Annotated in this window: 23 protein-coding genes; 7 read left to right on the forward strand and 16 right to left on the reverse strand. The window is 62.9% G+C overall.

Annotation, left to right across the window (positions count from 1 at the left end):
- Nucleotides 1–133: 133 nt before the first annotated feature.
- From mapR to U9R80_RS09410, 3 genes are all read right to left on the reverse strand, one after another.
- Nucleotides 134–1,543 carry a GntR family transcriptional regulator MpaR gene (mapR, locus tag U9R80_RS09400; protein WP_301841610.1) on the reverse strand — a complete coding sequence of 470 codons (1,410 nt, stop codon included), beginning with the start codon at nt 1,541–1,543 and terminating at the stop codon, nt 134–136.
- 40 nt (nt 1,544–1,583) lie between these two features.
- Nucleotides 1,584–2,996, reverse strand: coding sequence for a cytochrome c oxidase accessory protein CcoG (gene ccoG, locus U9R80_RS09405; RefSeq protein WP_301841593.1), 1,413 nt, complete (start codon nt 2,994–2,996; stop codon nt 1,584–1,586).
- A 121-nt stretch (nt 2,997–3,117) separates the two neighbouring features.
- Nucleotides 3,118–3,357 carry a DUF3203 family protein gene (locus U9R80_RS09410; RefSeq protein WP_301841591.1) on the reverse strand — a complete coding sequence of 80 codons (240 nt, stop codon included), beginning with the start codon at nt 3,355–3,357 and terminating at the stop codon, nt 3,118–3,120.
- Between the two features lie 139 nt (nt 3,358–3,496).
- On the opposite strand from U9R80_RS09410, the gene U9R80_RS09415 reads away from it, so the two are divergent.
- Nucleotides 3,497–4,024, forward strand: coding sequence for an MgtC/SapB family protein (locus U9R80_RS09415; RefSeq protein WP_301841589.1), 528 nt, complete (start codon nt 3,497–3,499; stop codon nt 4,022–4,024).
- Between the two features lie 535 nt (nt 4,025–4,559).
- On the opposite strand, the gene U9R80_RS09420 is transcribed toward U9R80_RS09415, so the two are convergent.
- From U9R80_RS09420 to U9R80_RS09430, 3 genes are all read right to left on the reverse strand, one after another.
- On the reverse strand, nt 4,560–5,459 hold the full coding sequence (locus tag U9R80_RS09420) for a hydroxymethylglutaryl-CoA lyase (RefSeq protein ID WP_301841586.1): 900 nt from the start codon (nt 5,457–5,459) through the stop codon (nt 4,560–4,562).
- A gap of 18 nt (nt 5,460–5,477) precedes the next feature.
- Entirely contained in the window at nt 5,478–5,879 is a 402-nt protein-coding gene (locus U9R80_RS09425; RefSeq protein WP_301841584.1) for a MerR family transcriptional regulator, read from the reverse strand.
- 125 nt (nt 5,880–6,004) lie between these two features.
- The gene (locus tag U9R80_RS09430) at nt 6,005–6,937 is read right to left on the reverse strand and encodes a LysR family transcriptional regulator (protein WP_301841582.1); all 933 of its coding nucleotides are present in this window, start codon (nt 6,935–6,937) and stop codon (nt 6,005–6,007) included.
- A gap of 139 nt (nt 6,938–7,076) precedes the next feature.
- Between U9R80_RS09430 and U9R80_RS09435 the strand changes: the two genes are divergently transcribed.
- The gene (locus U9R80_RS09435; RefSeq protein ID WP_301841580.1) at nt 7,077–8,306 is read left to right on the forward strand and encodes an acyl-CoA dehydrogenase; all 1,230 of its coding nucleotides are present in this window, start codon (nt 7,077–7,079) and stop codon (nt 8,304–8,306) included.
- Nucleotides 8,307–8,348: 42 nt separating this feature from the next.
- Here the strand turns inward: U9R80_RS09435 and U9R80_RS09440 are convergent, their stop codons facing one another.
- From U9R80_RS09440 to xthA, 3 genes are all read right to left on the reverse strand, one after another.
- Nucleotides 8,349–9,356 carry a TerC family protein gene (locus U9R80_RS09440; protein ID WP_301841578.1) on the reverse strand — a complete coding sequence of 336 codons (1,008 nt, stop codon included), beginning with the start codon at nt 9,354–9,356 and terminating at the stop codon, nt 8,349–8,351.
- A 175-nt stretch (nt 9,357–9,531) separates the two neighbouring features.
- The gene (locus U9R80_RS09445) at nt 9,532–10,842 is read right to left on the reverse strand and encodes a phosphate ABC transporter substrate-binding/OmpA family protein (protein WP_301841576.1); all 1,311 of its coding nucleotides are present in this window, start codon (nt 10,840–10,842) and stop codon (nt 9,532–9,534) included.
- 163 nt (nt 10,843–11,005) lie between these two features.
- On the reverse strand, nt 11,006–11,818 hold the full coding sequence (gene xthA, locus U9R80_RS09450; RefSeq protein ID WP_301841574.1) for an exodeoxyribonuclease III: 813 nt from the start codon (nt 11,816–11,818) through the stop codon (nt 11,006–11,008).
- Nucleotides 11,819–11,980: 162 nt separating this feature from the next.
- Between xthA and U9R80_RS09455 the strand changes: the two genes are divergently transcribed.
- From U9R80_RS09455 to U9R80_RS09465, 3 genes are read left to right on the forward strand one after another with little or no spacing between them, the layout of a single operon-like run.
- A complete protein-coding gene (locus U9R80_RS09455; RefSeq protein ID WP_301841573.1) occupies nt 11,981–12,640 on the forward strand; it encodes a GNAT family N-acetyltransferase in 660 nt (219 codons plus the stop codon).
- Nucleotides 12,641–12,697: 57 nt separating this feature from the next.
- A complete protein-coding gene (locus U9R80_RS09460; protein ID WP_301841571.1) occupies nt 12,698–14,440 on the forward strand; it encodes an autotransporter assembly complex protein TamA in 1,743 nt (580 codons plus the stop codon).
- Nucleotides 14,437–18,111, forward strand: coding sequence for a translocation/assembly module TamB domain-containing protein (locus tag U9R80_RS09465; RefSeq protein WP_301841569.1), 3,675 nt, complete (start codon nt 14,437–14,439; stop codon nt 18,109–18,111). Before U9R80_RS09460 ends, U9R80_RS09465 begins: the two co-directional genes overlap by 4 nt.
- 8 nt (nt 18,112–18,119) lie before the next feature.
- On the opposite strand, the gene U9R80_RS09470 is transcribed toward U9R80_RS09465, so the two are convergent.
- The 4 genes from U9R80_RS09470 to U9R80_RS09485 form a co-directional block, all read right to left on the reverse strand.
- Nucleotides 18,120–18,650, reverse strand: coding sequence for a DUF2589 domain-containing protein (locus U9R80_RS09470; protein WP_324805209.1), 531 nt, complete (start codon nt 18,648–18,650; stop codon nt 18,120–18,122).
- 121 nt (nt 18,651–18,771) lie between these two features.
- Nucleotides 18,772–19,425, reverse strand: a complete 654-nt coding sequence (locus U9R80_RS09475; RefSeq protein WP_301841568.1) for a DUF2589 domain-containing protein — start codon at nt 19,423–19,425, stop codon at nt 18,772–18,774.
- 62 nt (nt 19,426–19,487) lie between these two features.
- Nucleotides 19,488–19,883 carry a Mor transcription activator family protein gene (locus U9R80_RS09480; protein ID WP_301841566.1) on the reverse strand — a complete coding sequence of 132 codons (396 nt, stop codon included), beginning with the start codon at nt 19,881–19,883 and terminating at the stop codon, nt 19,488–19,490.
- A gap of 220 nt (nt 19,884–20,103) precedes the next feature.
- Complete coding sequence (locus U9R80_RS09485; RefSeq protein WP_301841564.1) at nt 20,104–20,562, reverse strand: hypothetical protein; 459 nt, start codon at nt 20,560–20,562, stop codon at nt 20,104–20,106.
- A gap of 147 nt (nt 20,563–20,709) precedes the next feature.
- Between U9R80_RS09485 and U9R80_RS09490 the strand changes: the two genes are divergently transcribed.
- On the forward strand, nt 20,710–20,898 hold the full coding sequence (locus U9R80_RS09490; RefSeq protein WP_028944224.1) for a hypothetical protein: 189 nt from the start codon (nt 20,710–20,712) through the stop codon (nt 20,896–20,898).
- 36 nt (nt 20,899–20,934) lie between these two features.
- On the opposite strand, the gene U9R80_RS09495 is transcribed toward U9R80_RS09490, so the two are convergent.
- Nucleotides 20,935–21,321 carry a fe2+ zn2+ uptake regulation protein gene (locus U9R80_RS09495; protein ID WP_301841561.1) on the reverse strand — a complete coding sequence of 129 codons (387 nt, stop codon included), beginning with the start codon at nt 21,319–21,321 and terminating at the stop codon, nt 20,935–20,937.
- A 347-nt stretch (nt 21,322–21,668) separates the two neighbouring features.
- Entirely contained in the window at nt 21,669–23,015 is a 1,347-nt protein-coding gene (gene trhP / locus U9R80_RS09500; protein ID WP_442964968.1) for a prephenate-dependent tRNA uridine(34) hydroxylase TrhP, read from the reverse strand.
- A 119-nt stretch (nt 23,016–23,134) separates the two neighbouring features.
- Here trhP and U9R80_RS09505 point away from each other — a divergent pair, with 119 nt between their 5' ends.
- Complete coding sequence (locus U9R80_RS09505; RefSeq protein ID WP_301841555.1) at nt 23,135–24,199, forward strand: AI-2E family transporter; 1,065 nt, start codon at nt 23,135–23,137, stop codon at nt 24,197–24,199.
- On the opposite strand, the gene U9R80_RS09510 is transcribed toward U9R80_RS09505, so the two are convergent.
- Nucleotides 24,196–26,274: a TonB-dependent receptor family protein gene (locus tag U9R80_RS09510; RefSeq protein ID WP_301841552.1), complete on the reverse strand. Its 2,079-nt coding sequence runs from the start codon at nt 26,272–26,274 to the stop codon at nt 24,196–24,198. The two genes, U9R80_RS09505 and U9R80_RS09510, sit on opposite strands and share 4 nt — an antisense overlap.
- Nucleotides 26,275–26,315: the final 41 nt, after the last annotated feature.

Below are 26,315 nucleotides of genomic sequence, written 5' to 3' on the forward strand. Positions count from 1 at the left end.
AACTGGAGGGCCTCCAGCTGTTCGCGCAGCGTGTCGAGTTCGCTTGATGGCATACGGGAGTTCCGGCCGGGAGACCTGAAACTGTAGCGCTCCAGGCGGCACTCAACAATGCTGTCGAGGCACGCCTGGCGGTTCAGAACGAACGCACGATCCTGCCCAGGGTCTCCATGGCCTTTTCCGACTGGTCGGTCCAGGGGCTGCCGTAGTTCAGGCGAATGCAATTGCGAAAGCGCTGGGTCGGCGAAAAGATCGGCCCGGGGGCGATGCTGATACCTTGGGCCAGGGCCATCTGGAACAGCTTGAGCGAATCCATCTGCTCGGGCAGTTCCAGCCAGAGGAAATACCCGCCGGCCGGGTGACTGACCCGGGTCTGGGCCGGAAAGTGCCGGGCTATGGCCGCCAGCATGGCGTTCTGCTGCTCCTCCAGGGCGTACCTGAGCCTGCGCAGGTGGCGGTCGTAGCCACCGTGTTGCAGGTAGTCGGCGATCGCGGCCTGGGCGGGCATGGAGGCACACAGCGAGGTCATCAGCTTGAGCCGTTCGATTTTCTGCGCGTAACGCCCGGCCGCCACCCAGCCGATGCGGTAACCCGGTGCCAGGCTCTTGGAGAATGAGCCGCAGTGCATCACCAGGCCGTCCGTGTCGAACGCCTTGGCCGGCTTGGGCGCCTGCTGGGCGTAGTAAAGCTCGGCATACACATCGTCTTCGATCAGCGGCACCTGGTGCTCACGCAGCAGTTCGACCAATTGCTGCTTCTTTTCCTCCGGCATGCTGGCGCCCACCGGGTTCTGGAAGTTGGTCATGCACCACACGGCCTTGACCGGGTGCTTGCTCAAGGTTTGCGCCAACACGCCCAGGTCGATGCCTTCGCGGGGGTGTACGGGAATCTCCACCGCCTTGAGCTTGAGGCGCTCCAGCACTTGCAGGCAGGCATAGAAGGCCGGTGCCTCGATCGCCACCAGGTCACCCGGTTCGGTCACCGCCTGCAGGCACAGGTTCAGCGCTTCCAGTGCACCGTTGGTGATCAGCAGCTCCTCCATGGGCAGCATCAGCCCGCCCACCATGTAGCGCAGGGCGATCTGCCGGCGTAGCTGGGGGTTGCCCGGTGACAGGTCGGTGACCACCATGCGCGGGTCCATCTCGCGGCTGGCACTGGCCATCGAGCGCGCCAGGCGCGGCAACGGGAACAGGTGCGGGCTGGGGAAGGCCGACCCGAAGGGCACGGTTTGCGGGTCCTTGATCGAGTCGAGGATCGAGAACACCAGTTCACTGACATCCACCTCGGTGGACTCGCTGGCCTGCTCGATGATCTGTGGCTCGTTGAACTGACGCGGGGCATGGGCGTTGACGAAGTAGCCTGAACGCGGTCGCGCCCGGATCAGCCCACGGCGCTCCAGCAGGTAATAGGCCTGGAACACCGTCGAGGGGCTGACCCCGTGGGTCTGGCTGGCGTAACGCACCGACGGCACCCGCTGGCCCGGGGCCAGGACCCCGGAGCGAATCAGTTCGGCAATGTCGTCGGCGAATTTCTCGTAGCGTTTCATCATGGCTCAGGACGTTTCAACTGCTGCGAAGTGTATGTGATCAGCGATTCAATGGCGCGACAAAACGGCTGTGGGCGGTGCTGGCAACGCCGGGCTCGTCGGTGTCGACCACTTCAAAACCGATTGTCTGGGAGCTGCTCTGGGCGCGCTCGGCCAGCATCGCTACCGAAACCGGCAACTCGCTCATTTCGCCGGCGTCGAGGGTGAACTCGGTCTTGCCGTGCAACTCGAAGCCCTCGGCATCCACCAGGCGCAGGCGGTAGCGCTGCGGCAGCTGGGTCTTGTTGATGACCTTGAGGGTGTAGATGTTCTCGATCTGGCCCAGGTTGTTCTCGCGGAACAGGCCACGGTCCTTGATGACATCCATCGACACCATCGGCCGTTGCTGCAGGGCAATGACCAGAGCGCCGATCATCACCACCAGGGCGGTGACGTAGCCCAGCAGGCGAGGGCGCAGCCAGTTGGTCTTGCCGCCTTGCAGATTGTGCTCGGACTTGTAGCCGATGAGCCCACGGGCATAGCCCATCTTGTCCATGATCGAGTCACAGGCGTCGATGCAGGCGGCGCAGCCGATGCATTCCATTTGCAGGCCGTCGCGGATGTCGATGCCGGTAGGGCAGACCTGCACGCACATCTGGCAGTCGATGCAGTCGCCCAGGCCCTTGGCCTTGTAGTTGCTGTCTTTCTTGCGCGGGCCACGGGATTCGCCGCGGGCCGGGTCGTAGGCGATGGCCAGGGTGTCTTTGTCGAACATCACACTCTGGAACCGGGCGTAGGGGCACATGTGCATGCACACCGCTTCGCGCAGCCAGCCCGCATTGATGTAGGTGGCGCCGGTGAAGAACAGCACCCAGAACAGGGCGACGCCGCCCAGTTGCAGGGTGAAGAGTTCTTCGGTCAATGGCCGGATCGGGGTGAAGTAGCCGACGAACGTCAGCCCGGTGATCAGGGCGATGGCCAGCCACATTGTGTGCTTGGCCGAGCGCCGGGCCAGTTTGTTCAGGCCCCATGGGGCGGCATCGAGCTTGATGCGCTGGTTACGGTCGCCTTCGGTAACCTTTTCGCACCACATGAACAGCCAGGTCCAGGAGCTTTGCGGGCAGGTGTAGCCGCACCACACACGCCCGGCCAGTACGGTGATGGCGAACAGGCCGAAGGCGCAGATGATCAGCAGCGCCGAGAGGAGGATGAAGTCTTGCGGCCAGAAGGTGGCGCCGAAGATGTGGAATTTGCTTTCCGCCAGGTCCCACAGCACCGCCTGGCGCCCGTTCCAGTTCAACCAGACGGTGCCGAAGAACAGCACATAGAGAAAACCCGCGCCCACCAGGCGCAGGTTACGAAACAAGCCGGTGAAGCTGCGGGTATGGATCTGTCTGTCGCTGCTGGCGGTCTTCTTCTTGGCGGCGGAAGGCTCGGCAATTTCAACGATCTGGACGGGAATTCTATCGCTCATGGTTCGTCGCTCATCAGGCCTCTATCAGGCCAGAGCACTATGGCGTCCCATCTGTTTGCATAACAGGCTCAGGTATTTCGATAAAAACCGTATCAGATTTACCGCCAGAACCCTGCAGGCCTCAGATTACCGAGCCTGGCTCGGTGGTCTTGAGGTGCCTGCGACCATCCACCGCACCCGCTACAGTGAGGGCGTCGGCTTCCGCTTCGGTGATGGGAATGCGCTCACCGGCAAGCTCGGCCACCGACATGCGCAGCTGTTCATCGGTCACCACGGTGACATCGGTGGCGGCACCCTGGATGTGCAGATCGTCGCCGATCAGGGTGCAGCGTTGGTTGGTTTCGTCGATTTCAATGGGCATGCTCGCGTCCTCCGCAGGTGGGGCTTACTTGCTGTGACCCTGGCGGTGGGCGGGTTGCTGTGGGTAACCGATCAGCGGTCGGAGTATTAGTGGCCGGGTTGAGGGTCCACCTTGAAACAGTCCTTTTGCGGAGCACGCCATGGACGCCTGGTGGCATCAAGTCTGGATAACGCTGGTGGCCGAGTTTGCCGACCTCAACGATGCCAAGCAGTTGACCCAGGTCACGGTGCGCATGCTGATGGCGGCGTTGCTCGGCGGCATCCTGGGATTTGAACGTGAGCTCAAGGGCAAGGCCGCCGGGGTGCGTACGCACATGCTGGTGGCGATGGGGGCCGCCTTGTTCGTGCTGGTGCCACGCATGGCCGGGGTCGACGATGCAGCGCTGAGCCGGGTGATTCAGGGGGTGGTCGCAGGCATCGGCTTCCTTGGGGCGGGCACCATTCTTAAAGGGCATCATCAGGCGCTCAGCCACGTCAAAGGGCTGACCACGGCGGCAGGCTTGTGGATGACAGCGGCCATCGGTGTGGCGGCGGGGCTGGGGCGTGAAGCGACAGCGGTCATCAGCACCCTGCTGGCACTGCTGGTGCTGGGCATGATGCCGTGGGTAGTGGACCGTTTCGAGAAGGATGACGAGGAAGACGAAAACGAGGAAGGCAGGAAGCACTGAGGGGAGCCGAAGCTCCCCTCAAAGATTGTTGCGTGCTCTTTTTTTGTTATTGGAGGGCGGTCTATTGTTGTTTTTGGCAACCGTTGCCTCTTGAAACGGGCGATCCCCATCCGGGATCAAGAGCAAACGTATTTTTTTGAGCGCTGATCTACTCTCATCATTGCTGATCCAACCGTGACCATCGCTACCTTGGGGTAGTTTTATTGTTTTGTGTCAGGTTGCGGGGCACGCCCCGGGAAAGCACATCCTCTCCAAAAAAATCTGTTAGCTGCGTCTCTGCCGTGTTGTTCTTGTTATGTCAGAGTCGTTACGTCTTATTTTTATTGGTGTGTCACAGTTTTTATTGTTCTTGTACCAAAGATATAGCAGGTGCCGTGCCAACTTTTTAAAACCTAATAAAATCAATGGTTTAGAGTTTTTGGCAGGAAAGGGGGGCGAGAGAATTTGTCGATTTGTTTCCGTGTTACCCGGTTTTTCGCTGAAAACTGCGGGGGCGGTAACACTCAGACCTCCTGCCTGCTGTTACCGCCGCCTTTCACACCGCGTTACGGGCGCGCGCCACACGCGAGCCGTTGGCCCGACCCAGCACGGTGCTGATGCGCTGGCCGGCGAGGATCAATTGCTCAAGGTCGATGCCGGTCTCTATGCCCAGGCCCTGGAGCATGTACAGCACGTCTTCACTGGCCACGTTGCCACTTGCGCCCTTGGCATAAGGGCAGCCGCCCAGGCCTGCCACCGAGCTGTCGAACACCTGGATACCTTCAAGCAGGCTGGCATAGACGTTGGCCAGGGCCTGGCCGTAGGTGTCGTGGAAGTGTCCGGCCAGTTGCGCGCGAGGCACGTGGGCGGCGACCACCTCGAACAGACGGCGGGTAGCACCCGGGGTACCGGTGCCGATGGTGTCGCCGAGGGACACTTCATAGCAGCCCATCTCGAACAGCTCGCGTGCCACCGGTGACACCTGTTCGGCACTCACCGCGCCTTCATAAGGGCAGCCCAGCACGCACGACACATAACCGCGCACCCGCACGCCGTGCTCGCGGGCGGCGTCCATGATCGGCACGAAGCGCTGCAGGCTTTCGCTGATCGAGCAGTTGATGTTGCGTTGGGAGAAGGCCTCGGAGGCCGCGGCGAACACGGCCACTTCCTTGACCCCGGCCGCCAGGGCATCTTCAAAGCCACGCAGGTTGGGGGCCAGGGCGGCGTAGGTGACGCCAGGCTTTTGCTGGATCTGGGCGAACACCTCGGCGGAGCCGCCCATTTGCGGAACCCACTTGGGAGAAACAAAACTGCCCACTTCTATATAGGAGAGGCCAGCTGCAGTCAGGTCATCGACCAGTCGGACCTTGTCCGCCACGCTGATGGGCTGGGCTTCGTTCTGCAGGCCGTCGCGGGGGCCCACTTCGACCAGGCGAACGTTTGAAGGCAATGACATGGCGCGGTTCCTCAGGGCTCAATGGCTGTTTTTCTGATTGTTCAAGGTGGCGGCCAGCGCTTGTTCGCAGCGCTCTTCGGCGGTGTCCAGTTCCAGCTGCATTTGCTGCACGTCCAGCAGTTGCTGTTCAAGCTGTGCGCGACGCTCGGCGATCTTGGCCAGCATGCTGTGCAGCTGTTTGAGGTTGCCGCTGGTGGGGTCGTAGAGTTCGATCAGCTCGCGGCACTCGGCCAGCGAGAAGCCGATGCGCTTGCCGCGCAGGATCAGTTTGAGGCTGACCTTGTCGCGCGCTGAATACACCCGTTCAAGCCCCCGGCGTTCCGGGCTGAGCAAGCCCTGTTCTTCGTAGAAGCGGATGGCACGGGTGGTGATGTCCAGCTCGCGGGACAGGTCGGAGATGCTGTAGGTCTGGCTGCTCATGGTCAGGCTCGGGAAAAGGGCATGAGCTAACCTAAAGGCAGGTTGACGTATACGTCAAGCAAGGAATCGCGGGGCAAGCCCGCTCCTACTGTTCCGGTAGGAGCGGGCTTGCCCCGCGGCAGCATCTACCCCTGCGCCTTGGCAGCGCGCTCATCCTGCGCCACCACCGCCTGGCACAGCTCGATGATCTGCTCGCGCATCCAGCGGTTGGCCGGGTCCTGGTCGGTGCTTTCGTGCCAGTACAGGTGGGTTTCCAGTGGCGGTACGTCATTGACCGGCAGGCTCAGGTAGTTGAGCTGGTGCCGGCGGGCAAAGCGCTCCGGGACGGTCATGACCATGTCGGTCTGCTGCAGCACCTGGGACGCCATCAAGTAATGCTGGGAACGCAGGGCAATCTTGCGCTGCACGCCCATCTTGCCGAGCGCCAGATCGACATAACCCAGGCCGTTGCGCCGGCTGGAAATGTGGATGTGGGTCAGTCCCAGGTAGTCGTCCAGGCTGAGCTTGTCCTTGGTCATCGGGTGGCCCGGGCGCAAGGCGCACACGTAGCGGTCCTGCATCAGCTTGACGTGACGCACCTGGGGGTCGGTGTTGAGCGGTGCATCGACGGCAAAATCCAGGCGGCCGGCAGCCAGCTCCTTGGTGGTTTCGCGGCGCTTGCACAGGAAGCTTTCAATGATCACCGCCGGTGCCAGGCGACGCAGGCGCTGGAACAGCGGCGGCAGGATCACCGCCTCGATGAGGTCGGTCATGCTGATGCGAAAGGTCTTGTTGGCTTGCAGGGGGTTGAAGATGCGGCTCTCTTGCACCGACACGCGCAGCAGCGAAAGGGCGTTGCGCACCGGGCCGATGATGTTCTGCGCCATGGGCGTAGGCACCATGCCTTGAGCGGTGCGCACGAACAGCGGGTCGTTGAAGGTCTCGCGCAGTCGCGCCAGGGCGTTGGACACCGCCGGCTGGGTGATGCCGACGATCTGTCCGGCGCGGGTCAGGTTGGCTTCGGTGTAAATGGCATCGAAGACGATGAACAGATTCAGGTCGACCTTGCTCAGGTTCATGGGCGCCGCTCTTGTGGGTGTTATGGCTCGATCATATATCGGTTATGAATGTTTATACACGCCGAGAATAGACTAGGTGGATTTTGATCGCTGATCTAGTCTCTTCATCAGATCCCCTTTCCACTGAAGGTACTGCCCCATGGATTTCGCCTATTCACCCAAGGTCCAGGCGTTGCGCGAACGTGTCACGGCGTTCATGGATGCTTATGTCTATCCCGCTGAAGCGGTGTTCGAGCGTCAGGTCGCCGAGGGTGACCGCTGGCAGCCGACCGCGATCATGGAGGAGCTCAAGAACAAGGCCAAGGCCGAAGGCCTGTGGAACCTGTTCTTGCCCGAATCGGCGCTGGGCGCGGGGCTGACCAACCTGGAATACGCCCCCCTGGCCGAGATCATGGGCCGTTCGCTGCTGGGCCCCGAGCCGTTCAACTGCTCGGCGCCCGACACCGGCAACATGGAAGTGCTGGTGCGCTATGGCAACGAGGAGCAGAAGCGGCAGTGGCTGGAGCCGCTGTTGCGTGGCGAGATCCGTTCGGCCTTTGCCATGACCGAGCCGGACGTGGCGTCGTCCGATGCCACCAACATGGCCGCCCGAGCGGTGCGCGATGGCGATGAGTGGGTCATCAATGGGCGCAAGTGGTGGACGTCCGGGGCCTGCGATCCGCGCTGCAAGATCATGATCTTCATGGGCTTGAGCAACCCGGATGGCCCGCGCCACCAGCAACATTCGATGATCCTGGTGCCCACCGATACGCCGGGGGTGAAAATCGTCCGGCCGCTGCCGGTGTTCGGCTACGACGATGCGCCCCATGGTCACGCTGAAGTGCTGTTTGAAAACGTGCGGGTGCCCTACGAGAACGTGTTGCTCGGCGAGGGCCGCGGCTTCGAGATCGCCCAGGGTCGCCTTGGCCCAGGCCGTATCCACCACTGCATGCGTTCGATCGGCATGGCCGAGCGGGCCCTGGAACTGATGTGCAAGCGCTCTGTGGAGCGCACGGCGTTCGGCCGGCCGCTGGCACGCCTGGGGGGTAACGTCGACAAGATCGCCGACTCGCGGATGGAGATCGACATGGCCCGCCTGCTGACCCTCAAGGCGGCGTACATGATGGACACGGTGGGCAACAAGGTGGCCCGCAGCGAGATCGCCCAGATCAAGGTCGTGGCTCCGAACGTGGCCCTGAAAGTGATCGACCGGGCCATCCAGATTCACGGTGGCGCCGGTGTCAGCGCAGATTTCCCGCTGGCCTACATGTATGCCATGCAGCGTACCCTGCGCCTCGCTGACGGCCCGGATGAAGTGCACCGGGCGGCCATCGGCAAGTTCGAGATCGGCAAGTACGTACCCAAGGAAATGCTGCGCAGCGCGCATTGATGGATGACGTAAAAAACTCAGGCCCGCCCATGCGGGCCTGAGTCATTTGTGGTTGCCGGAATTGGCAGGTTGCGCTGGGCGGTCACGGGTTTTGAACAGCGACAGCACTACGCCGCCCGTCAACAGACCGAGGGTCACGCCCAGTGACAGCAGCGCCGGGACCGCTCCGATCAGGCCGTGATAGAAAATCTTGCTGCCGATGAAGATCAGCACCAGGGCCAGGGCATATTTGAGATAGACAAAACGGTGTATCAGCGCCGCCAGGGCGAAATACAGGGCGCGCAAGCCAAGGATCGCGAAGATGTTCGAGGTGTAGACAATGAAGGGGTCCTGGGTGATGGCGAAGATCGCCGGCACGCTGTCGACGGCAAACACCAGGTCGGCCAACTCGATCAGCACCAAGGCCAGGAACAGCGGGGTGGCGAACAGCACGGCCTTGCTCTGCCCGGGAGCCTTGATCCGCACGAAAAAATGCGGGCCATGCACATCATCGGTGACGCGCAGGTGGCTGCGCACGAACTTGAGGACCGGGTTATTGGCCAGGTCCGGGTGGGTTTCTTCGCGGGTGAAGAGCATCTTCACCCCGGTGAACAGCAGAAAGGCCCCGAACACATAGAGGATCCAGGCGAACTCCTGAACCAGCGCACTGCCCACGCCGATCATGATCGCGCGCAGCACCACCACCCCGAGGATCCCCCAGAACAGCACCCGGTGCTGGTACAGGCGGGGGATGGAGAAGTAGCTGAAAATCATCGCCATGACGAAGACGTTGTCCATGGACAACGACTGTTCGACGAGAAAACCGGTGTAGAACTCCAGCGCACGCTGGGCGCCCAGCTCCAGCCAGACCCAGCCACCGAACAGCACCCCGACACTGAAGTAGCCGCTGTAGAGCAGCAGGCTTTCGCGCATCTCAATGGTGTGGGCCTTGCGGTGCAGTACCCCCAGGTCCAGCACCAGCAGCGTCAGGACGATGCCGATGAACGCCAGCCAGAACCAGGCGCTGGTGCCGAGGAAGTCGTTGTCGAGAAATGCCTGCAGAGTCGCCATGCGCCCCTCCTTGATTGTCGTCGCTGCCTTGAGGATTCAAGGCGGCAGTGACTCCGACATGGCGGCTTGGCAGCCGTCAGAGGGGCCCGGCGTCACAGTTAAAAGACTAGACCCGGTGATGGTTGCAGCCCACTCGAGGCTGTAACAAAAGGTTGCCTACACAATTTCAGGAAATTTAGTACACCCAGACTTCCACTCTCCGATTGCGGATTCGACCTTCTTCAACCGTGTTGGTGGCCACTGGCAATTCATCGCCCAGGCCGATGATGTCGCGCAGTTCGGCCCCGGCCTTGACCAGTTCCCGGCGCACCGCCATGGCGCGCAGGCGCGAAAGCAGATCGGCGCGCTGTGGGTCGCGCTTGGCATCGCCGAACCCCACCAGGACGACACGCTGGTTGAGCTTGCCGTGCTGGCGCAGAAACTCGACCACGCGCTGCACATCACGCAGTGCCTTGTTGTCCAGGCTGGCATTGCCCTCTTGAAAGCGGAAATTCACCGACAGGCGCTGGGCGTTGCGTGCCAAGTCCTGGTAGCGCGCAGGCATGCCGGCCGCTGGTGTTACCGGCAGGGCCTGCACCTGTTGGCCGACAAAGCCATTGCCGGTGACGATGGCCTGGCCCTGGGCGCTCTGGGCAAACTCCACCAGCGCCCGGGCCCAGGGGGCGGGGTTTTCTGGCGGCAGGTAGAAGTACAGGCGTCGCGACAGTGGGTAGTCTTCGCTGGCCACCAGCGCCGGGCTTGGCAGCATCGGCCGCGAGGCACCGTCGACAATGGCCAGCACTTTTGCACCATGCACCGACGCCAGGCTGCTGAAGCCGATGGCGTGGCGATCGGACTGCACGGCGTTGCTCAGTTGCTCGCTGGACTCAAAACGCTGGGCGGTGGCGGCCAATGCCTGGTCCCTGGCGTCGAGTACCAGGGCCTTGAAGGTTTCAAAGGTGCCCGAGCGGTCATCCCGGGCATACAGATGAATCGGCCCGTGACCCACGCCCAGGGCGTCCCAGGTGGTAATGCGCCCGGCAAAAATTCCGGCCAGTTGCTCGGTGGTCAGCTGGGGCAATGGATTGCTGGGGTGAACGATCACGGCGACGCCGTCCAGGCCGATGATCTGCTCGCCGGCGGCGCTGCCCAAGTCGCCCAGCGGCTTGAGTGCGTCCCGCTCACTGGCCTTGATCGGGCGTGAGGCGGCAGCCAGGTCTGCCTGGCCGGCCTTGAGCGCGGCGAAGCCGGTACTGGAGCCGTGCGCGGCGATGTCGATGCGCAGGGGCTGGCCGTTGGTGTCCCGGGCATGGACCTGGATTTCGTTGGGCGTCTGGGTTGTGACGATGGATATGTCGCTGGCGCCTTGCGCGGCCAGCAAACCCTGCACCAGTGCCGGCGCCAGCGCCGCGCCGATGGTGTTGGAGCCCTGGATACGCAGCAGGGGTGCCGCGTGGGTAACGAGCGGGAACAGGCACAGCATAATCAGGCTGAGGTGGCGGAACATGCCGGCAGGCACTCGTCAGGCAAAGGATGTGCCGCAGATTAAGACAGTGGGATGACGGTTGGATGACAGCCATGTAGGAGCGGGCTTGCCCCACGATGCGAACTGACTGACTGACGGATCGCTATCGCGGGGCAAGCCCGCTCCTACAAGGAGGGTGCAGGCGTTACGCCAGTTCCAGCCAGATCGGGGCGTGGTCCGAAGGCTTATCCATGCTGCGCAGGTCATAGTCGACGCCCGCCGCCTTGATCCGCGGCACCAGGCCCTGGGACGTGAGGATCAGGTCGATGCGCAGGCCGCGCTTGGGTTCGTCTTCAAAACCGCGGCTACGGTAGTCGAACCAGCTGAAGCGGTCGGCCACTTCCGGGTGCAGGTGGCGGAAGCTGTCGACCAGGCCCCAGTTCTTCAGGCGGGCCATCCATTCGCGCTCTTCGGGCAAGAAACTGCATTTGCCGGTCTTGAGCCAGCGCTTGGCATTGTCGGCGCCGATGCCGATGTCGCAGTCTTCGGGCGAAATGTTCACGTCGCCCATCACCACCAGGGGCTGGTCGTTCTTGAACTGGCTTTCGAGCAGGTCCTGCAGGTCACTGTAGAAGCGCTGCTTGGCCGGGAACTTGGTGGGGTGGTCGCGGCTTTCGCCCTGGGGGAAATAGCCGTTCATGATGGTGATCGGCGTGCCGTCGGCATCGGCGAAGGTGCCCCAGATGAAGCGGCGCTGGGCCTCTTCTTCATCGCTGGCAAAGCCCTTGTGCAGGCTCAGGGGCGCCTGGCGCGAGAGCAGGGCGACACCGTAGTGGCCTTTCTGGCCGTGGAAGTGTACGTGGTAGCCCAGGGCCTGGACGTCGGCCAGCGGGAATTGATCGTCGCTGACCTTGGTTTCCTGCAGGCCGATCACGTCCGGCTGGTGCTTTTCGATCAACGCCGCCAACTGATGGGGCCGGGCGCGCAGGCCATTGATGTTGAACGAGACGATCTTCATGGGAAACACAATCCTGGTAAAACCCAGGATGCTAGCCGACATCGGCGCCTGCGGCCAGCGTGGCGCGTCACCCCGGAGGCTGCTAACGTGGTGCTCGGAGTGAACGTCGGCGCACCGTTCACCTCAAAGGCAATGAATGCCCATTTGCAGAGGTTTCCCAGCATGTCCGAATCGACTGCCGTCCCGGCCCAGATCCGCCTGCTCGATGGCGGCTACAGCCGCGAGGCGCGTTCCCTGCTGTATCACGCCTATCGTCATGAACCGACTTTCAGCTTCCTGTTCGAGGCCCAGCGCCCTGGCTATGACCAGCGCATTCGGGCCACGGTGCGCGAACTGGTCAAACAGCACTTTCTCCAGGATCTGCCGGCACTGGGGTTGCTGGTGGACGAGCGTCTGGTCGGCATTGCCCTGATCGCACCGCCGCAGCGGCGCCTGGGCATCACGGAAAGCTGGGCCTGGCGGATGCGCATGGTGCTCAGCACCGGGTTTCGCTGCACCCGGCGCTACCTGGATTACCAGGCCGCGCTGATGGCCTGCCTGCCGGGCGACACGGTGCACGTGTTGCCGCTGCTGGGCATACACCCGCAGTTCCAGGGCAAGCATTACGGCGAGCAGCTGCTGCAGGCGGTGCATGACTGGTGCGCGGAAGACGAGCATTCCGACGGCGTGGTGCTGGACACCGGCAACCCGCATTACCTGGCGTTCTATCAACGCCAGGGCTATCAGGAGATCGGCGAAATTGCCGTCGGCCCGGTCCGCGAGCACGTGTTCTTCCACCCCAATCCCCAGTCCTCCCGACAAGCCGCGGCATTGCCTGTATAGCAGGCAGGAGAGCCTTGGGCTCCATGCAGGCGCCAAGCTCTGGTAGCATCCGCGCCTATGACGTATTCAGGACGATTCACCTGCGGTTTGATGATATGGATTGCCAGCTTTGCCGTGTACGCACAGAGCGAACTGGTGGTTCGAGTCAAACCTGCCAACAACGAACTCAAGGCCAATGTCGAAGGCTATATCGGCAGCCTTGGTAAACGCGATGAAGAGGCGCTGCTGCGCTTCAGCCGCGGTGCCGTCGAGCAGGCGCGCAAGGCCGCTCAGGCACTGGGCTACTATCAGGCGCAGATCGACAGTGAGGTCAAACCGCCCGCCAAGGCGGACGATCATCCGCAACTGATCTTGAACATCGACCCGGGTGAACCCGTGCACTTGCGCGATGTGACCATCCGCATCGACGGCCCGGCCAGCGAACTCAAGGCCTTTCGTATCCCCAACAGCAAGGCGCTGCGCTCAGGCGAGGTGCTTAACCACGGCCACTACGAAGATGCCAAGCGCCTGATCCAGAACCAGGCCTCGCGCTATGGTTTTTTCAGCGGCCACTTTGTACGCCAGCGCCTGGCGGTCGACCCGATGGCGGGAGTGGCCGATATCGAGCTCATCTACGAAAGCGGTCCGCGCTATCGGTTGGGCAAGGTCAGTTTTGCCGGCGACACACCCTTCGATGAAACCCTCCTGCAACGTATGGTGCCGTTCAAGGCCGATACACCCTACGACTCCGAACTGATCGCTGAACTCAACAATGCCCTGCAATCGAGCGGCTACTTCGAGGGCGTGCGGGTGGACGCAGCACCCACGGCCGCCGTTGACCACAACATTCCGGTCGCCGTTCAGCTGCAAACCCGAAAGCCGCGGACCATGGGCCTGGGCCTGGGGTTCTCGACCGACGTCGGGCCGCGCGGCAAGGCCAACTGGACTCGCCACTGGGTCAACCCGCAAGGCCACAGCTATGGCTGGGAGACCGAACTGTCGGCGCCGCGCCAGAACGTGGGCCTGTTTTACGACATTCCGCTGGACCCGCCCCTGACCGACAAGCTGCGCTTTGCCGGTGGCTACCAGAATGAAGAAATCGCCGGCACCGATACGTTGAGTAAATTGCTCACGGTCGGCCCCGAATGGCACAGCAAGCTGCCCAGCGGCTGGCAGCAGGTGCTGTCGCTCAAGTTCCAGCGCGAGGAGTATCGCCTGGGTGACGACTCGGGATTGAGCACGCTGCTGATGCCCGGCGTGAGCTACTCCTACCTGCGCAGTGACAACCGTATCGATCCGCACAACGGCTATCGCCTGCAGTTCGATGTGCAGGCCGCCAAGGAAGGGCTGGTCTCCGACACCAACCTGCTGCATGCCAACGTGGTGCTCAAGGGCCTGACGACGCTGGGGCAAAACCACCGCTTTCTGGGTCGGGTGCAGTTTGGCGGCAGTGCCACCAGCAACTACCAGAGCTCGATCCCGCCGTCGCTGCGCTTCTTTGCCGGTGGCGACCAAAGTGTGCGCGGCTATGACTATCAGAGCCTGTCGCCGAAAAACTCCGACGGCGATCGCATCGGTGGCCGCTACCTGGTCGCCGGCAGTGCCGAGTACCAGTACGCCGTGGCTGAAAAGTGGCGGGTGGCGACCTTTGTCGACCAGGGTAATTCTTTCAACGATCTGGAATTTCCCAGCCTCAAGACCGGTGTCGGCATCGGTGTGCGCTGGGTGTCTCCGGTAGGGCCGCTGCGTCTGGATCTGGCCCATGCGCTGGATGACGATGGCGGTTTCCGTCTGCACTTCTCCATGGGGCCGGAACTGTGACTCGCGTTATCAAGACTATTCTCCTCGGCCTGCTGGCACTGGTGCTGCTGGCGGTGCTCGCCGTGGGCCTGTTGCTCGGCACCCAGGCCGGCAGCCGCTGGGCACTGGGGATGGTGCCGGGCTTGCAGCTTGAGGCATTTGAAGGGCGCCTGGGCGGCCAGTGGCAAGCGGATCGCGTGGTGTGGGAGCAGGGCGCTGACCGGGTCGAGCTGGTGGCGCCGGTGTTCGCCTGGTCGCCGGCTTGCCTATTGCGCATGACCTTGTGCATCGAGCGCTTGCAGGCCGAGCAGGTCAACCTGGCCTTCGCGCCCGGCGAGCCGACACCCGACAGCGGCCCGCTGCAACTGCCTGCACTGAAGTTGCCGCTGGCCATTGAACTGGGGGAGGTGCGCATCGGCCACCTGCGCCTGGACGGCAATGAGCAATTGAGCCAATTGCAGTTGGCGGCGCACTGGACCCTCGACGGGCTGAAGATCGACAGCCTGCAACTGCAGCGCGACGATCTGCACCTGAACCTTCAGGGGCTGCTCAAGCCGGAGGGCGACTGGCCGTTGCAGGCCCAGGGGCAGCTGCAATTGCCCAAGGTCGATGGCCAGGATTGGCAATTGGCCTTGCAGGTCGAGGGTGACGTGCAGAAAACCCTCACGCTGTCGGCCGACAGCAGCGGTTACCTGAATGCGCGCCTGAGCGGGCAGCTCCAGGCCCTGGCCGAGCATCTGCCGGCTCACGTGCAGATCAAGGCCGATGCCTTCAAGCCCGGCGCCGATCTGCCAGACACCCTGCAATTGAACAACCTCGACCTCAGTGCCAAGGGCGACCTGCAACGCGGTTATCAACTGCTTGGCACCGCCAGCCTGCCGGCCGAGCAAGGCCCGGTGGCGTTGAACCTGCAAGGCAAGGTCGATGCCAAGGGCGCCCGGCTCAGCGCGCTGGACCTCACCGCCAGTGCCGAGCAGCGCCTCAAGCTCACTGCCAGTGCCGATTGGCAGCAGGGCCTGAGCGCCGAGGCCACCGTCGACTGGCTGGATTTCCCCTGGCTGCGGTTGTATCCACTGGAGCAGGCGCCACAAGTGACGTTGCGCCGGTTCAATGGCCAGGTGCAGTACAGCGATGGCACTTATCAGGGCCAATTCAATGGCGACCTCGATGGGCCTGCGGGTGCGTTCAGCCTGAGCAGCCCGTTCAAGGGCGATCTGGGGCAGATTGCCTTGCCCCAACTGGCCCTCACCGCCGGGCAAGGCAAGCTGGCCGGCAGTGTCAGTGTGCAGTTTGCCGATACCCTGGCCTGGGATGCCGCCCTGGAGCTTTCGGCGTTGAACCCGGCCTACTGGCTGGCCGAGCTGCCTGGCACGCTGGCAGGGCCGCTGCGCAGCAAGGGACAGATGAAAAACGGTGAGCTCAGCCTCGATGCCGACCTCGACCTCAAGGGACGACTGCGTGGGCAACCCGCGGTGCTCAAGGCCGTCGCCACGGGGGCCGGCAAGAACTGGACCCTGGGGACACTCGATATCCGCCTGGGCGACAACCACATCAACGGCAGCGGCAGCGTGCAGCAGCGCCTGGCCGGTCAGTTGGACCTCAATCTGCCGCGCCTGGGCCAGCTCTGGCCGCAATTGCAAGGCCAGCTCAAAGGCAAGCTGGACGTTGCCGGCACCCTGGAGGCGCCGCAGGGCACGCTGACCTTGCAGGGCCAGCAACTGGCCCAGGTTGACAATCACGTGCAACGGCTGACGCTTGATGCCCGACTCGACAGCGCCCAGCGGGCAGTGATCGATCTGCAGGCCGGCAGTATTCGTCTGGGTGACACTCAACTGGGCAAGCTCACGGCCAATGGCCGTGGCGATATTCGCCAACAGCAGTTAGCGCTGGCTCTGGACGGGCCGCAGCTCAAGCTCGACCTGGGGCTCGATGGTGTGCTGGACAAGGGTAACTGGCGAGGACGCCTGGCCAGCGGCCAGATTCAGGCGGGCGGTCAGGACTGGCGCTTGCAGGAGCCGGCAAAGCTGCAGCGCTTGGCCAATGGGCAACTGGACTTCGGTGCCCATTGCTGGCGCTCGGGGCAGGCCAGCCTGTGCGGTGAAGACCAGCGCCTGGCCCCGGAGCCGCGCCTGCGGTATCACCTCAAGCAGTTCCCGTTGCAAAGCCTGGCCCAATGGCTGCCCAAGGATTTCGCCTGGCAGGGGCTGCTCAATGCCGACGTCAACCTGGACCTGCCGGCCAGCGGTCCCAAGGGCACCCTGGTGGTGGATGCCAGTGGCGGTACGTTGCGTCTGCGGGAGAAAGGCCAGTGGCTCGACTTCCCTTACCAGACCTTGCGCCTGGAAAGCACCCTGGCGCCACGCCGCATAGACACGCGCCTGGATTTTCGCGGCGAGCGCCTGGGCGAGCTTGCCCTGGTGACACAGCTGGACCCGGTAGCCCGCAATAAGCCACTGAGCGGTAATTTCCGCCTGACTGGCCTGGACCTGGCCATTGCCCGGCCGTTCGCACCGATGGTCGAGCGCCTGGCCGGGCAGTTGAATGGCAATGGCCAGCTATCCGGCACCTTGCTGGCGCCGCAGGTCAACGGCAGCCTGGCCTTGAGTGGGGGAGAAGTCAGTGGCGCGGAACTGCCGATCAGCCTGGAGGATTTGAATGTTCAGGCTTTGATTGCCGGCGAGCAGGTACAGCTCAATGGTGCCTGGAAAAGCGGGGAAGCGGGTGAGGGCAGCTTGCGCGGACAAGTCGGCTGGGGTCAGGCCCTGGCGGTCGATCTGCAGTTGCAGGGGCAGCGCCTGCCCGTCAACGTCGAACCCTATGCCGCGCTGGAGATCGCGCCCAACCTCAAGATCAGCGTGCAGGGCGACAAGCTGGCGGTGACAGGCAAAGTGCTGGTGCCCAAGGGCAAGATCACCGTACGCGAGCTGCCGCCTTCGACGGTCAAGGTCTCCGACGATACCGTGATCGTTGGCCACCAGACCGAAGAGGGCAAGGCGCCCATGGCAGTCGCCATGGACATCGATGTTGAAGTCGGCCAGGACAAGCTGTCGTTCTCGGGCTTTGGCCTGACGGCCAATCTGCTGGGGCATGTGCATATCGGCGACAACCTCGACACCCGCGGCGAACTGAGCCTGGCCGACGGTCGCTATCGCGCCTATGGCCAACGCCTGACCATTCGCCGCGCGCGCCTGCTGTTTGCCGGGCCGATCGACATGCCTTATCTGGATATCGAAGCCATCCGCCAGACCGATGACGTGATCGCCGGTATTCGCCTGAGCGGCAGCGCCGAACAGCCGACCACCCAGGTGTTTTCCGAGCCGGCCATGAGCCAGGAACAGGCGTTGTCTTACCTGGTACTGGGGCGCCCCCTGGGTACCACCGGTGAAGACAACAACATGCTGGCCGAAGCAGCGCTGGGCCTCGGCCTGGCCGGCAGCGCCGGGATCACCGGCAGCCTGGCCTCAAGCCTGGGCATTGACGATTTCCAGCTCGACACCCAGGGCAGCGGTACCAGCACCAGCGTTGTGGCGAGCGGCAATCTGACCGAGCGATTGAGCCTGCGCTACGGGGTGGGGGTGTTCGAGCCGGTCAACACGGTCGCCTTGCGTTACAAGTTGAGCAAGAAGGTCTACCTGGAGGCGGCCAGCGGCCTGGCAAGTTCGCTGGATATTTTCTACAAGCGGGATTTCTGAGGCGGGGCCTAGCGCACGGTCGCCGCTTCGATGAACTCGTTGCTGTCGGCGGTGCCTTGCGCAGGTTCAGGTGCGCGCCGGGGGGCGATCAGGTGGGTGTACTCTTCGATGAGCCGGTTGAGGGCTTCGGGGGGCTCGCAGGCCTGGAACTGCATGCGGATCTGCACTTCGTCAGGGTCTCGCCCCTCACCGCTGCGCTTGCTCTGCCCGCCCAGGGTCACGAAGAAGCGTTCGTGGTTCAGGCCCTGCGCCGCTTCGGCGTTGTCGGTGTTGAGGATCTTGACCGACAGATCGACCTGCATCCGCTCCAGCGCCAGCCCCCGGGGTGACACAAGGGCAATCAGGGGGATTTGCATCCGGTGCTGGTCATCCATGGCCACCTCGACCATTTTCGCCTTCATCGGCGCCCCCAGGGCCTCGGCGTCGTAATCGAAGAATTGGTCGAACAGCTTGATGTACTGCTGGGCGATGAGGGTGTTGGTGGCCGCCGCGGCTTCCTGAAGGCCGCGGGTGATGTCGCACAGGTCGCTGGCGATGATCGGTACATTGTTCGAGGGGCGATCGTCCACGATTTCGCACTCCATAGGCATTGAGCGTAAGCCCCTTGTTGGCCAAGGGGCTGGGTTGATGGCAGTTCCGGCACGGCACGGATGCGTCGACTCAGGCGCTCGGGCGCGCGTTGTTGGCCTGATCGGGCATTGGCAAGGCGTTGTCGGTAGGCAGCTTGTCGAGGTTCCCGGCCTCTGTGTCCGGCAACATGACCGGCTTGGTCGCAGCGTCAGTCAGGAAGTCGATTACCCGCTGCAAGGCCTCCGGTGGTTCCTGGCGTCGGACCTTGGTGTTGAACGCGTAGCGAGCCCGGGTATCGGTCTTGCGCGTCTGGCTGGATTTGTGACTGACCTGGCCCCTTACATTGAGCTTGAACGGTCCCCACCCCAGTGACGCACCAAAGCTTGCCGTACCCGCTGTTTCGCTGGCGCTCTCGGCTTGCTGGCTGATCGTCAGTTCAAAGTCGATGTTGCCTTCTTCAATGACGATGTTGGGGTGGGTCACCGCGGCAATCAGGGGGATCTGCATCTTTTTCGAGACCGTCCCCTGATACACCCCTTGCTCGTCGGTGATGGTCTCGTCGTAGTCGAACTGGATGGAGACGGCCTTGCCCTCCTGGATGCACACACCCATGAGGAAGTCGGCGTAGGACTTGCTGGCCGAGGTCTGGGCCTGAATCATTGCCTGCAAGGGGCCGGAGATCATTCGGTCCAGCGGCAGTGCGTTCAATACCGAGCCGATCAAGCTGTTATCGATGGTGGCCATGGGGCTTTTCCTTGTCGTCGATGCACGTCAGTGTGCGGGTAGGCGTGGGTTGCTCAAGCCGATCAGGTCGAAAGGCCCTGGGGCGCACAAGCTTCCTGGCGGCGGATGTTGCCGATCTGGCGCAGGCTCAATCCGTACTTGTTGGCCAACATGCTGCGTGACAGGCCATCGGCGCTTTCGCGCTGGATCTGTTGATTGCGCAACTGGCGAAGAAAGTGGTCGACCTTGGGGATTTCCAGGGCCATGCCGGCGTAATGCTTGATCAGGGCGTCCAGCGCCTCCGGAGGCAACACCTCGGCCAGGGCGGTGCGCTCACGATGCTTGGGGATGTATTTGGGTCGCCCCCCGTAGGCGCAGGTCAGGTTGTAGGCATGCTCGATACCCAGGCATTGGACGAGCATTTGCAGTGAGTGGGGCAGTTGGTGGACGTCGATGCGTTCCAGGTCCTGTAGCTCCATGATGACTTCCTTCTGGGGAGTGATTGGGCATCACCATGGTTGAACATCCGGACGGGTCGTAACAGGCTGCAAGCACGGCAGGAGGGGTAGGGTTTGTGTATGAGGTTTGTAGGTCTGAGGAGCCGTTTAAATGGGAAAACGACACGCCATTTGCCCGCAGCCGTTGTTCCGCCGTTGGCGCTCGCTGACAGGGGTGGCCAGGTAGGGCAACCCATGAACATCAGCACGGACGCGCCAGCAGCAGGCTGATCTGCCCCAGGTACGGTGCAGGTCGAGTCAGTGCATGGGCGGGCAGGGTGCGCCAGTCGACCAGGACGCAGAGGGCGTTGAGCGTGCGGTCGGCCTGGCTGCCGATCGACTGTGAGCGGAACTCGCGGCGATACAGCACCTGGGTCCGGTTGACGGCGCTGGTTTCGCTCGGATCGCTCAACGTCAGGCTCACCGCTTTGGGGAGCAAGGCCTGGGGCAGGGTGAAGTAGGCGGTCGTCGGCTGGCTGTCGAGGTGTCCGGCCAGGCGCGAGCGCTGCCATAGCTGTTGCCATTGGCTGGCGCCGGCCGAATCGGCCAATTGCCTGCCGAGCGTGTGGCGTTGTTCAGGTGAGAGCGTAGCGGTGGGCACTGCCTGGGCGTTGAGGCAGGCCAGCAGGGCGAAGCTGCTGAGAAGGCGGCAGGTGAGCATGGCGGTCGTCCGTTTGTCCGGGGAGAAGCTCGGGACGCCATGGTTTCAACTGCAAGGTGGCTGCAAAAGGAGGAAATTGTCCGGCTGCGATGTATGATGCGCACGGCCCGACCAGGGCCTTTACCCCGATGTCGCAAGGATTAATCAATGACTCAAGGTCAACGCCTGAAATACTCCATTCTGATCTCCCTGCTGGTGCTGGGGATCATGCTCGGCCTGTCCTACCTGCAGAAACAGGGGACGATCAGTGAGCAAGTGTTCCAGTACATTGCCATTGGCGTGGCCATTGCCGTGGTGGTGGTCAACGGCATCATGCGCCGCAAGGTCAAGCCTTGAGGTGACTTGCGTGGCCGGCGTTCGCCGGCCATTCACTCAGCGTGTGCGGGTGTGCTCGAGAATGTTGCGAGCCTCGGCATTGAGGCTGTAGCACTTGTCGCTGCCCATGCTGATCACGCCTTCGGTACTCAAGCGCTTGAGCACTTCGCGCACACTGAGAAACGACAGCGGGATATCCAGCTGTTCAAGCTGGCTATGCACCCCGCGCACACCGATGCTGCGACCGTTCCTGTCAGCCATGTGCAAGGCATCGATGACTTTGAGGCGGATCAGGCTGGTACGCAGCCCGTACGAGCGCAGCAGCTCGCGAATGTGTTCGTTGCCGTGACGCTCGGTATCGCCGCCGCTCGCGGTGTTGGCCAGGGCTTGCCGAGCCTTGTGCTTGGGTCTGTCGGCGATCACCGACTGCTGCTGGTTGTACATGTGAATACTCCTTTTCGTGGCCAGTCCAGGTCTGTGAAAAATGTTCCCTACACCCTATAAGACGAACGAGCGTGGAAAAACTGCAGTGCCTGGTGAAATAAATTTATCGGGCCACTCAGGTAAAGACGTATCTGAGCGGTCAATCCCGTAAATTTAATGGCTGCACGTCGGTGCAGGAGTATCCGTGAGCCCAGCGGCTGTGGTCCTGTGTAGGAGCGGGCTTGCCCCGCGAGAGGCCGGTACCGCCAGCAAAATGGCTGTTGTCTGAACCATTGATCGCGGGGCAAGCCCGCTCCTACCGGTCCGGTCGCAAGACGGTATCTTCAGGGTCTGCGGTTCCCTGGTTGCTACCGTGGGGAAAGTTCGCTCCCGCTGTGAACCAGTTCTTTGAGTAACAAGCCAAACGCCAGGTCTACCTGCTCCGGGATCGGCAGATAGACCGTGTGCCCATCTCCCGGCGCCACTTCGATTGCCGCCCCCTGGCGATCACGTAACTGATGCAGGTCGAAGTGATAGTTGCCACGCGGCGTCATCAGTTCCAGGTGATCGCCCAGGGCAAAGCGGTTCTTGACCCGTACTTCGGCCAGGCCGTCGACGCGCTCACCGGTCAGTTCGCCGACAAACTGCTGGCGCTCCGACACCGAGTTGCCGCGCTGGTAGTTCTGGTATTCATCATGCACGTGGCGGCGCAGGAAGCCTTCGGTATAGCCGCGTTGGGCCAGGGATTCGAGGTTGAGCATCAGGCTGCGGTCGAACGCACGGCCGGCCACCGCGTCGTCGATGGCCTGGCGATAGGCCTGGGTGGTGCGGGCACAGTAGAAATGCGATTTGGTCCGGCCCTCGATTTTCAGCGAGTGCACGCCCATGCGGGTCAGGCGCTCGACATGCTGGACGGCACGCAAGTCCTTGGCGTTCATGATGTAGGTGCCATGCTCGTCTTCAAACGCCGGCATGTCTTCGTCCGGGCGGTTGCTCTCCTGAAGCAGGAACACCTGGTCGGTCGGTGCGCCCACACCCAGGGTCGGTTGCACTTCACGGACGATATCGCCGCTGGCGTCTTCGGTGGCCGGTGTGGCGCTGTACTTCCAGCGACAGGCATTGGTGCAACTGCCCTGGTTGGCGTCGCGGCGGTTGAGGTAGCCCGACAGCAGGCAACGGCCGGAGTAGGCCATGCACAGGGCGCCATGGACGAACACTTCCAGCTCCATGCCCGGCACGTGCTGGCGGATCTCTTCGATCTCTTCCAGCGACAATTCCCGGGACAGGATCACGCGGGTCAGGCCCTGGCTGCGCCAGAACTCGACGCTGGCCCAGTTCACCGTGTTGGCCTGGACCGACAAGTGGATCGGCATCTGCGGGAAATGCTGGCGCACCAGCATGATCAGGCCCGGGTCGGACATGATCAGGGCGTCGGGGGCCATTTCGATCACCGGTGCCAGGTCCTTGAGGAAGGTCTTGAGCTTGGCGTTGTGCGGGGCGATGTTGACCACCACGTAAAAGCGCTTGCCCTGAGCCTGGGCTTCCTTGATGCCGAGGGCCAGGTTGGCGTGATCGAACTCGTTGTTGCGCACGCGCAAGCTGTAGCGCGGTTGGCCGGCATACACGGCGTCGGCGCCGTAGGCAAAGGCGTAGCGCATGTTCTTCAGGGTGCCGGCAGGGGCGAGCAATTCGGGTTTGGCAAGGAGGGTCATGATTGCGCCGGGGTAAAAGGCGCGGATGCTAACGCTATTGCGGCAAGCGACTATTGATCTGCATCAAGGGCACTTTTACCTGGGCGCTGCGCACTAACGTTGTGAACAGCAATGGAGCGCACATGAACCAAACTGCCCAGCAGCACAAGGCCCTGATCCTATTCCTGGCCCTGGTCACCATCGCCTTTATCTGGATACTGCTGCCGTTCTACGGTGCGGTGTTCTGGGCGGTGATCCTCGGGATTCTGTTTGCGCCGATGCAACGGCGGCTGCTTTTGCGCCTGGGCTGGCGCCGAAACCTGGCCGCAGGCGTGACATTGCTGGTGTGCCTGATGATCGCCATTTTGCCGGTGATCGTGATCAGCACCTTGCTGGTGCAGGAAGGGGCGGCGTTGTACCAGAAGATCGAAAGCGGCCAGTTGGACATCGCCGGCTATCTCGAACGCTTCCAGCAGCTGCTCCCGACCTTTGTCCAGAATGGCCTGGACCGCATGGGCCTGGGTAACTTTGAAGGCATGCGCGACAAAATCGCCAAGGGGGCGATGCAAGGCAGTCAGTTTTTTGCAAGCCAGGCCTTCAGCTTTGGGCAGGGCACCTTCGACTTTTTGATCAGCTTCGGCGTGATGTTGTACCTGCTGTTCTTCTGCCTGCGTGACGGCGCCGAACTTGCGCGTAAAGTGCGCACCGCAGTGCCGTTGGCTGAGCAGCAGAAGCGCCGCCTGCAACTGAAGTTCAACCGCGTGGTACGCGCCACGGTCAAGGGCAACCTGGTGGTGGCCGTGACTCAAGGGGCCCTGGGGGGAATCATCTTCTGGGTTTTGGGTATCCCGAGCCCGTTGGTCTGGGGCGTGCTGATGGCATTTCTGTCGTTGCTACCGGCCGTGGGGGCTGGCATCGTCTGGGCGCCCGTGGCCATCTACTTCCTGGCGACCGGAGCGATGTGGCAAGGGGTGGTGCTGGCCGCCTTCGGCGTGTTCGTGATCGGCCTGGTGGATAACCTCTTGAGGCCGATGCTGGTGGGCAAGGACACGAAAATGCCGGACTACCTGATCCTGATCTCCACCCTGGGTGGCCTGGCCGTGTTCGGCCTCAATGGCTTTGTGATCGGGCCGCTGATCGCCGCGCTGTTCATCTCCAGCTGGGCGATCTTCGTTTCAACCAAGCCGCAGGTGCAGTTGCCCAGTTAGCGGAAGCTGTAGGACACCCCGGCATAGACCCCGAAACCTTCACCCGGCGTTGAGCGGGCAATGTCCTGGCCGCGGTCGTTGTAGCCCGGTGTGACGGTGGCAGCGTAGCGCTTGTTGGTCAGGTTGCGCAGGTCGAGCCAGGTCTGCCAGTCCTGTTTTGGCGAGTTGTAGCCCAGGGTCGCACCGAGCAGGGCGTAGGCGTCGGTAGGGTCGCTGTTGGCGTAGTCGACCTGGACCTTGGAGGCCATCTGGGTGTTCAGGCCAGCGTATAGGCCGCTGGGCAGGTCGAAGCGCAGTTCGGCCTGGTAGTAGTGCATCGGGATGCCCGGCAGGCGGTTGTCGCCAAAGGTATCGTCGTCGCGGTAGTGGAAGTCGCTGAAGGTGTAGGCCTGACGCAGCGACAGCTTGCCCACGCCCCCACGCTCCCACAGCAGGCTGTCCAGGCCGGCTTCCACCCCCTGGTGCACGGTAGGGCTGGCGTTGAACTCGGCGGCCGGAACACCCGGCACGATCTCGACGGCCAGCAGTTCATGACGCACATCCGAGTAGTACCAGGCCAGGTCCCAGCGCCCGATGGCCGCCTCACCCCGGGCACCCAGTTCAAGAGTGGTGGCGGTCTGGTTTTGCATCTCGATGGGCTGGGTCTGCAGGCCATTGACCGCTGGCGAACTCCAGATCAGCGCCCAAGGGTGTGGCGGCTCGACCGAGCGGCTGAGGTTGCCGTAGAGCTGCAGGTCAGGGGTCAGGTCGTAGCGCAGCCCCAGGCGCGGCGCGTAGTCCCAGTCATGCTGGCTGACCTTGCCGCCGTTTTCAGGGTAGGTGACGGCGCTCTCGCGGCGGGTGTAGATCATCGCCAGGCCCGTGCTCAGCCACAGGTCCGGGATCAGCTCCAGCTCGTTGCCCAGGTGCACGACGCTGTCGGAGCCCTGGTAGCTGAAGTCACGGGTACGGGTACCCACCGGCATCTCGGGCTTCGATTGCACCCGCACGAACTCCGATGCGCCGCTGTTGGGCAGGTGCTTGGTGGTGCGCCAGCCGACGGTTGTGTTGCTCTCAAGGCCGAACAGGGTGTCGCGACGGAAGTAGTTCAGGGTGCCGCTGACATCGGTGTAGGCCACCTTCAGGCGGTTGGCGCCTTCGCGCAGGTCCATCGGGTAGTCGTGATAGACCAGCCCCGCTTCCAGGCGCGAATCGTCGTTCAGGTAGAAGGTCGTCTTGTTACCCAGCCAGGTACTGCCCGGTTGCGGGCGGCTGGCGTCGCGACTGAGGTACAGCGGGTTGGCTGCGCGTGGATCATGCTTGATCTGGTCTTTGGTCAGGCGTCCGGCCAGGTCGTTCTCGGTTTCCCGGTAACGCAGGTAGAAGCGGGTTTCCAGGTTCGGGTTGAAGCGGTAGCCGACGTTGGCAGCGATGCCCTTGCTGCTGCCGCTGCTGTGCTCCTGGTAGCCGTCGTACTCGGAATCGGTCAGGGCCACGTAGTAGTCCAGGTCCCCCAGCACCTGGCCCGAGCTGATCTGGCGTTTGGCATAACCCCGGCTGCCCAGCTCGTAGCGCACCTGCAACGGCGCAGCGTCATGGCCGGTATGGGTGACATAGTTGATGGCGCCGCCCAGGGCCAGGGCGCCGCGGTCAAAGCCGTTGGCACCGCGCAGTACTTCGGCGCGGCTCAGCCACAGCGGCTCGAACAGTTCGTACGGGGTACCACCCGGGCCGGTCAGCGGCAAGCCGTCGAACTGGGTGTAGACGCCGGAACCGTGGCTGCCCGGGGCGCGGTTGATGCCCGAGCCACGAATCGAGAGCTTGATGCCGTCGTTACCTGCCGATTGGGCAAATACCCCTGGTTGGTAGGCCAGGACATCCTGATTGCTGGCGACCCGGCCTTGCTCCACGCGCTGCATGTCGATCAGGTTGGTGGCACCAGGCACGTGCCGCAGGCGCTCACGAGCGTCCTGCAGTTCACTTTGTTCCTGTTCCTGGATCAGTACCTGACCGAGTTCGATGCCTTCGCTGGCCTGGGCCGAGGCGGCGCAGGAGATCAGCAAGGCGAGGGAGGAGCGGGGGAGGGTGGGACGCATCGAATGGGGTTCCGGGACTGTGAGCGGGTATCTGACGTCGC

Origin of the sequence: Pseudomonas sp. JQ170C, from assembly GCF_035581345.1 — a bacterium.
Taxonomy (GTDB): Bacteria; Pseudomonadota; Gammaproteobacteria; order Pseudomonadales; family Pseudomonadaceae; genus Aquipseudomonas.

What these genes read in the sequence shown, in the direction of transcription:
- mapR (WP_301841610.1), bottom strand. Translation starts at nt 1,543, where the DNA reads ATGAAACGCTACGAGAAATTCGCCGACGACATTGCCGAACTGATTCGC.
- ccoG (WP_301841593.1), bottom strand. Translation starts at nt 2,996, where the DNA reads ATGAGCGATAGAATTCCCGTCCAGATCGTTGAAATTGCCGAGCCTTCC.
- U9R80_RS09410 (WP_301841591.1), bottom strand. Translation starts at nt 3,357, where the DNA reads ATGCCCATTGAAATCGACGAAACCAACCAACGCTGCACCCTGATCGGC.
- U9R80_RS09415 (WP_301841589.1), top strand. Translation starts at nt 3,497, where the DNA reads ATGGACGCCTGGTGGCATCAAGTCTGGATAACGCTGGTGGCCGAGTTT.
- U9R80_RS09420 (WP_301841586.1), bottom strand. Translation starts at nt 5,459, where the DNA reads ATGTCATTGCCTTCAAACGTTCGCCTGGTCGAAGTGGGCCCCCGCGAC.
- U9R80_RS09425 (WP_301841584.1), bottom strand. Translation starts at nt 5,879, where the DNA reads ATGAGCAGCCAGACCTACAGCATCTCCGACCTGTCCCGCGAGCTGGAC.
- U9R80_RS09430 (WP_301841582.1), bottom strand. Translation starts at nt 6,937, where the DNA reads ATGAACCTGAGCAAGGTCGACCTGAATCTGTTCATCGTCTTCGATGCC.
- U9R80_RS09435 (WP_301841580.1), top strand. Translation starts at nt 7,077, where the DNA reads ATGGATTTCGCCTATTCACCCAAGGTCCAGGCGTTGCGCGAACGTGTC.
- U9R80_RS09440 (WP_301841578.1), bottom strand. Translation starts at nt 9,356, where the DNA reads ATGGCGACTCTGCAGGCATTTCTCGACAACGACTTCCTCGGCACCAGC.
- U9R80_RS09445 (WP_301841576.1), bottom strand. Translation starts at nt 10,842, where the DNA reads ATGTTCCGCCACCTCAGCCTGATTATGCTGTGCCTGTTCCCGCTCGTT.
- xthA (WP_301841574.1), bottom strand. Translation starts at nt 11,818, where the DNA reads ATGAAGATCGTCTCGTTCAACATCAATGGCCTGCGCGCCCGGCCCCAT.
- U9R80_RS09455 (WP_301841573.1), top strand. Translation starts at nt 11,981, where the DNA reads ATGTCCGAATCGACTGCCGTCCCGGCCCAGATCCGCCTGCTCGATGGC.
- U9R80_RS09460 (WP_301841571.1), top strand. Translation starts at nt 12,698, where the DNA reads ATGACGTATTCAGGACGATTCACCTGCGGTTTGATGATATGGATTGCC.
- U9R80_RS09475 (WP_301841568.1), bottom strand. Translation starts at nt 19,425, where the DNA reads ATGGCCACCATCGATAACAGCTTGATCGGCTCGGTATTGAACGCACTG.
- U9R80_RS09480 (WP_301841566.1), bottom strand. Translation starts at nt 19,883, where the DNA reads ATGGAGCTACAGGACCTGGAACGCATCGACGTCCACCAACTGCCCCAC.
- U9R80_RS09485 (WP_301841564.1), bottom strand. Translation starts at nt 20,562, where the DNA reads ATGCTCACCTGCCGCCTTCTCAGCAGCTTCGCCCTGCTGGCCTGCCTC.
- U9R80_RS09490 (WP_028944224.1), top strand. Translation starts at nt 20,710, where the DNA reads ATGACTCAAGGTCAACGCCTGAAATACTCCATTCTGATCTCCCTGCTG.
- U9R80_RS09495 (WP_301841561.1), bottom strand. Translation starts at nt 21,321, where the DNA reads ATGTACAACCAGCAGCAGTCGGTGATCGCCGACAGACCCAAGCACAAG.
- U9R80_RS09505 (WP_301841555.1), top strand. Translation starts at nt 23,135, where the DNA reads ATGAACCAAACTGCCCAGCAGCACAAGGCCCTGATCCTATTCCTGGCC.
- U9R80_RS09510 (WP_301841552.1), bottom strand. Translation starts at nt 26,274, where the DNA reads ATGCGTCCCACCCTCCCCCGCTCCTCCCTCGCCTTGCTGATCTCCTGC.